Consider the following 5325-nt stretch of genomic DNA (forward strand, 5'->3'; position numbering starts at 1 on the left):
AGGTTTAGTTTGATATAAAGGCGGATTAATTACTAAGCTAATTAGCTTAGTAAGACTTTCAAATTTAATTTCTTCAAATTTAATCTATCAATTTCATAATCTTTTTGTCTTTTGTGGAATTTTAAAATTATACAAAAAGTAAATATAAATTTTTAAAAAATAAACAATAAAAGCAATAATAAACACTACAAACATCAAATACCTACCAAAAAAGCACTATATTTATAAAATGAATATCAATATTCTAATTTATTTTATATATTTTTATTGATTTTTGATAAATTCAGAAAAATTTATGAAACTTTTATAAAAAATTGTTATATAATACTCATTAAGTTTATAAACAAAACTTAAATAAAACCCACAAGGAGTACATCATGGGAACAAGAAAAGAACACGACTTTATTGGCGAGTTGGAAATTTCTGACGAGGTTTATTATGGAGTGCAAACTTTTAGAGCACTAGAAAACTTCCATATGAGTGGCAGAAGATTACAAGATTATCCTTATTTTGTAAAAGCTTTCGCTCAAGTTAAAAAAGCAGCTGCTCTTGCTAACAAAGAAGTTGGGGTTCTTGATGCTGACAAAGCTGATGCTATTGCTAAAGCTTGCGATAGATTGATTGCTGGTGAATTTTTAGATCAATTCGTAGTAGATATGATCCAAGGTGGTGCTGGTACTAGTACAAACATGAACACCAACGAAGTTATCACTAATATCGCTCTTGAAAGTATGGGACACAAAAAAGGTGAGTACCAATATCTTCATCCAAATGATCATACAAACTTAGGTCAATCTACAAATGATACTTATCCAAGTTCAATCAAAGTAGCTACCTATGCAAAACTTACTGATCTTTTAAAAGCTATGGAACTTTTAAAAACTGAATTAGAAGCTAAAGCTAAAGAATACAAAGATATCATTAAAATGGGTAGAACAGAGCTTGAAGATGCGGTTCCTACTACTTTAGGAAATACTTTCAACGCTTTTGCTAGCTATATTAAAAGTGATATTGAAAAAATCACAGCAGCTCGTGAGTCAATGAGTTATTTAAATCTTGGTGCAACAGCTATTGGTACAGGAATTAACTGCCACCCTAATTACAAATTTGTGGTTGAGAAAAAATTAAAAGAAATTACTGGTGTTGAATTTAAACCAGCTGAAGATTTTATCGCTGCTACTCAAGATACAGCTGACTTTGTACATGTAAGTGGCGCGTTAAAAACTGCAGCAGTGAGATTATCTAAAATTGCAAACGACTTAAGATTAATGAATTCAGGCCCAAGATGTGGTTTAGGTGAAATTAATCTACCAAAAATGCAACCAGGTAGCTCTATCATGCCAGGTAAAGTAAATCCAGTAATTTGTGAAGCAGTAGGTGAAGCTTGCTATGAAGTTATAGGAAATGATGTTACTATTATGCTTTGCTCTGAAAGAGGAGAATTTGAACTTAATGCATTTGAACCAGGTATTGCTTATGGATTATTTAACTCTATAGTATTACTTGAAAATGCAATGAAATCTCTAGCTGAAAAAGCTGTAAGAGGCTTAACAGCAAATCCTGAAGCATGCAAACAATCTGTACTTAACTCAATCGGTATTGTTACAGCATTTAATCCTGTTTTAGGATATGAAAAATCTGCAAGTATTGCTAAAGAGGCTTTAGAAACTGGTAAAGCAGTTGGCGATATTTGTCTTGAAAGAGGATATCTTCCAAAAGAAGAAATTGAAAGAATTTTAACACCAGAAAATATGTTAAATCCTCACATGACAGAGAAAAGAAAAGCTTAATAACTTAGGAGTTTAATCATGGATATTATGATTATTTTACAACTTGTTGTCTTTCTTGGGGCAATATTCATAGGTATCCGCCTCGGTGGCATAGCAATAGGCTATGCCGGAGGTCTGGGTGTTGTTATTTTAGGTCTTGTTTTAGGTATGAAACCAGGTAATATTCCTTGGGATGTTATCTTAATCATTGCTGCAGCAATTGCTGCGATTTCTGCTATGCAACAAGCAGGTGGTTTGGATTATATGGTAAAAGTTACTGAAAGAATTTTACGTAAACATCCAAGATTTATCAATTACCTTGCACCAGCTTGCGGTTGGTTACTTACTATTTTAGCAGGTACTGGTAATGCAGTATTTTCATTAATGCCTGTTGTTATTGATGTTGCAAAATCACAAAACATCAAACCATCAGCTCCACTTTCATTAATGGTTGTTGCTTCACAAATTGGTATTACAGCTTCTCCAGTTAGTGCTGCTGTTGTTTATATGACTGGCGTATTAGAACCACTTGGTTGGAATTACCCTGCATTAATTGGTATTTGGATTGTAACTACTTTTGCTGCTTGTATGATTACAGCTTTCATCGTAAGCTTAATCACTCCAATGGATCTTAGCAAAGACCCTGTATATCAAGAACGCTTAAAAGCTGGTCTTGTAAAAAGCGCTTCTGATGTTTTACAAAGCGAAGACAAACCAGGTGCAAAACTTTCAGTTGCTATTTTCTTATTCACAGTATTAGCGGTTGTTCTTTATGCTACAGCAATTTCTAATAATATCAAATGGATTGATCCAGTAGTTATTCCAAGAGATGCTGCAATTATGAGTTTCTTATTAACAGCTGCAACTTTAATTACAATCTTTTGTAAAGTTGAACCTGCAAAAATTTTAGATACAAGTGTATTTAAATCAGGTATGACAGCTTGTGTATGTGTATTTGGTGTTGCTTGGCTTGGAAACACTTTCGTTGCAGGTCATGAGGCAGGTATTAAAGAAGTAGCAGGTGAATGGGTTAAACAAACTCCAGCTATGCTTGCAGTTGCATTCTTCTTTGCTAGTATGCTTTTATACTCTCAAGCAGCTACTGCAAAAGCTATTGTTCCAGTTATCATTGCTGCATTAGGAATTTCAGCTACAAATCCTGCAGATTCTTATATGCTCGTTGCTTGTTTTGCTGCTGTTTCAGCACTTTTCGTTCTTCCAACTTACCCTACTTTATTAGGTGCAGTTCAAATGGATGACACAGGCACAACAAGAATTGGAAAATTCATATTTAACCACGCATTCTTTATCCCTGGTGTATTAGCTATAGTTATAGCTGTTGCTCTAGGTTTCTTAGCAGTAGGAATGCTTTAATACTTCAACTTTCCACTTAAAATGTGGAAAGTTCTCTTTTTACTTATTAACCAATTTTAAGTAGAATGTTTTTTTAATTTTAAAGAATCAAAATGACAAAATTAACTTTAGATAGAAAAAATATAAGAATTTTATTTATAGGTTATATCCTAGTTGCACTTTTTGGCACCTTTATTCTAATGCTTCCTATTATGCACACTAAGCCCATATCTTTTCTAGATGCATTTTTTACCAGTGCTTCAGCTGTAAGCATGACAGGACTTATTGTATTAAACACCTCATTAGATTTTAGCTTTTATGGACAACTTGTTATTTTATTGCTTATTCAAATAGGTGGCTTAGGTTATATGAGTATAGCTATGGCTTTATATATTTTAGTGCGCAAAAAGATGAGTTTTGGAGAAAAAAATCTTTTAAGAGAATCCTTAATCTATCCTGAAGCCGATGGCCTTGTAGGATTTTTAAAAAAGGTTTTATTTTTTGTATTTGCTATTGAGCTTTTAGGTGCTTTATTGTTATTTTTAAGATTTAAGCTTGATATGAATTTAAGCGAAGCTCTATGGGCTAGTGTTTTTCACTCTATTTCTGCTTTTAATAATGCAGGATTTAGTATATTTGAAAGTGGCCTAATGCCTTATAGAGATGATTTTTGGATTAATTTTGTTATCACCTCTTTAATTATCATTGGAGGTTTGGGGTATTTTGTATTATTAGAACTATACTTTTTTTCTAAAAAGCGTTTTGCAAGCTTAAGTTTACATACAAAACTTGTTTTAATTTCTACTGTTATATTGATTGTTTTTGCAAGCTTAGTAGTCTTTTTATTTGAATACCATAATCCAAAAAGCATAGGAGAATTTTCACTTTTTGATAAAATTATGAGTGCATATTTTACAGCGGTAAACTACCGAACAGCAGGGTTTAATACTCTTGATCTTAGCACCTTTAAAGATGCCAGCTTGTTTTTTGGATCTTTATTTATGATTGTAGGTGGTGCGCCTGGTGGAACAGCTGGGGGTATTAAGGTAACTACAATTGCTGTATTGCTAATCTATGCTTATTGGAGTATCAAAGATAGTAATGCAAGAATTTTCAACTTTGAAATTCCTACAGAAACTATCAATAAAGCTTTTATTATAGCAGTAAGTTCTATTGTATATATCATCACTTGTGTGTTAATTTTATCCTTAATTGAAGATGATAAAAGCTTTTTACCCTTGCTTTTTGAAACAAGTTCAGCGTTTGCCACAGTAGGAGTTTCAGTAGGAGATGGTGGGACTTTATCGCTTAGTGCGCTTTTTAACTCTGAAAGTAAATTACTTATCATATTGTTAATGCTTAGCGGTAGAGTGGGTGTGCTTGCATTTTTATTTAGTATATTTTTCAAAGAAAAAGAAAAATATTTGAATTATCCAAAAGGAAAGATAATATTATGAAAAAAGAAACTTATGGCATTATAGGACTTGGAAGGTTTGGTTCAGTTTTAGCAAAAGAGCTTATTGATCAAGGTAAGAGAGTTATTGTTTCTGATATTGATGAAGAAGCGGTCAAGGAATTACAAGATCATGCAGATTTTGCTTATATTTTAGATTCTACTCATACTATAGCTTTAAAAGAAGCAGGTTATGCAAATGCAGATGTTGTTATACTTAGCATAGGTGAAAATTTAGAATCAAGCATACTCACTTTCATGGCTTTAAAAGAAATAGGAGTAAAAAACATCATTGCCAAGGCAAACTCTTCTACACACGGGCAAATTCTTTCAAAACTTGGGGTTAATAAAGTCATCTATCCTGAAAAAGAATCGGCAAAGCGTTTGGCTAAAATTCTTATCACTAATCCAAATTTTGAGATCATAGATCTTTCAGCCAATACTATCAAAGTAGCAAAACTTTTAGTGGATGAAAACTTAGCAGGAAAAACTTTGCAATCTATTGGTCAAAACTTAAAAGTCATTGCACACAAACAGCATGATACTTGGAGTATTATGCCAAATTTAGAAACTACCGCTTATTTGAATGATATACTAATGCTACTTGGTACCCAAGAAGAATTAAATCAATATGAATATTAATAAAAATTTAAAGCTTATTTTTAAGCTTTAAATTTACACTTAAACCACCTTTCATTTTCCATTAAACATTCCATATATTATTTTACCTATTACCTAATTTATAAAAAC

Annotated in this window: 4 protein-coding genes; all 4 read left to right on the forward strand. The window is 32.2% G+C overall.

The window, feature by feature from the left end:
• Window positions 1-377: 377 nt before the first annotated feature.
• The 4 genes from L8U00_RS07690 to L8U00_RS07705 all read left to right on the forward strand — a co-directional run bounded on the left by L8U00_RS07690 (window position 378) and on the right by L8U00_RS07705 (window position 5217).
• Window positions 378-1790 carry an aspartate ammonia-lyase gene (locus tag L8U00_RS07690; RefSeq protein ID WP_263709099.1) on the forward strand — a complete coding sequence of 471 codons (1413 nt, stop codon included), beginning with the start codon at window positions 378-380 and terminating at the stop codon, window positions 1788-1790.
• Window positions 1791-1808: 18 nt separating this feature from the next.
• The gene (locus tag L8U00_RS07695) at window positions 1809-3143 is read left to right on the forward strand and encodes an anaerobic C4-dicarboxylate transporter (protein WP_263664326.1); all 1335 of its coding nucleotides are present in this window, start codon (window positions 1809-1811) and stop codon (window positions 3141-3143) included.
• Between the two features lie 92 nt (window positions 3144-3235).
• Window positions 3236-4579, forward strand: coding sequence for a TrkH family potassium uptake protein (locus tag L8U00_RS07700; RefSeq protein ID WP_263709100.1), 1344 nt, complete (start codon window positions 3236-3238; stop codon window positions 4577-4579).
• On the forward strand, window positions 4576-5217 hold the full coding sequence (locus L8U00_RS07705; protein WP_263664328.1) for a potassium channel family protein: 642 nt from the start codon (window positions 4576-4578) through the stop codon (window positions 5215-5217). Before L8U00_RS07700 ends, L8U00_RS07705 begins: the two co-directional genes overlap by 4 nt.
• Window positions 5218-5325 lie beyond the last annotated feature (108 nt).

This window comes from Campylobacter sp. IFREMER_LSEM_CL2256, assembly GCF_025771645.1.
Taxonomy (GTDB): Bacteria; Campylobacterota; Campylobacteria; order Campylobacterales; family Campylobacteraceae; genus Campylobacter_D.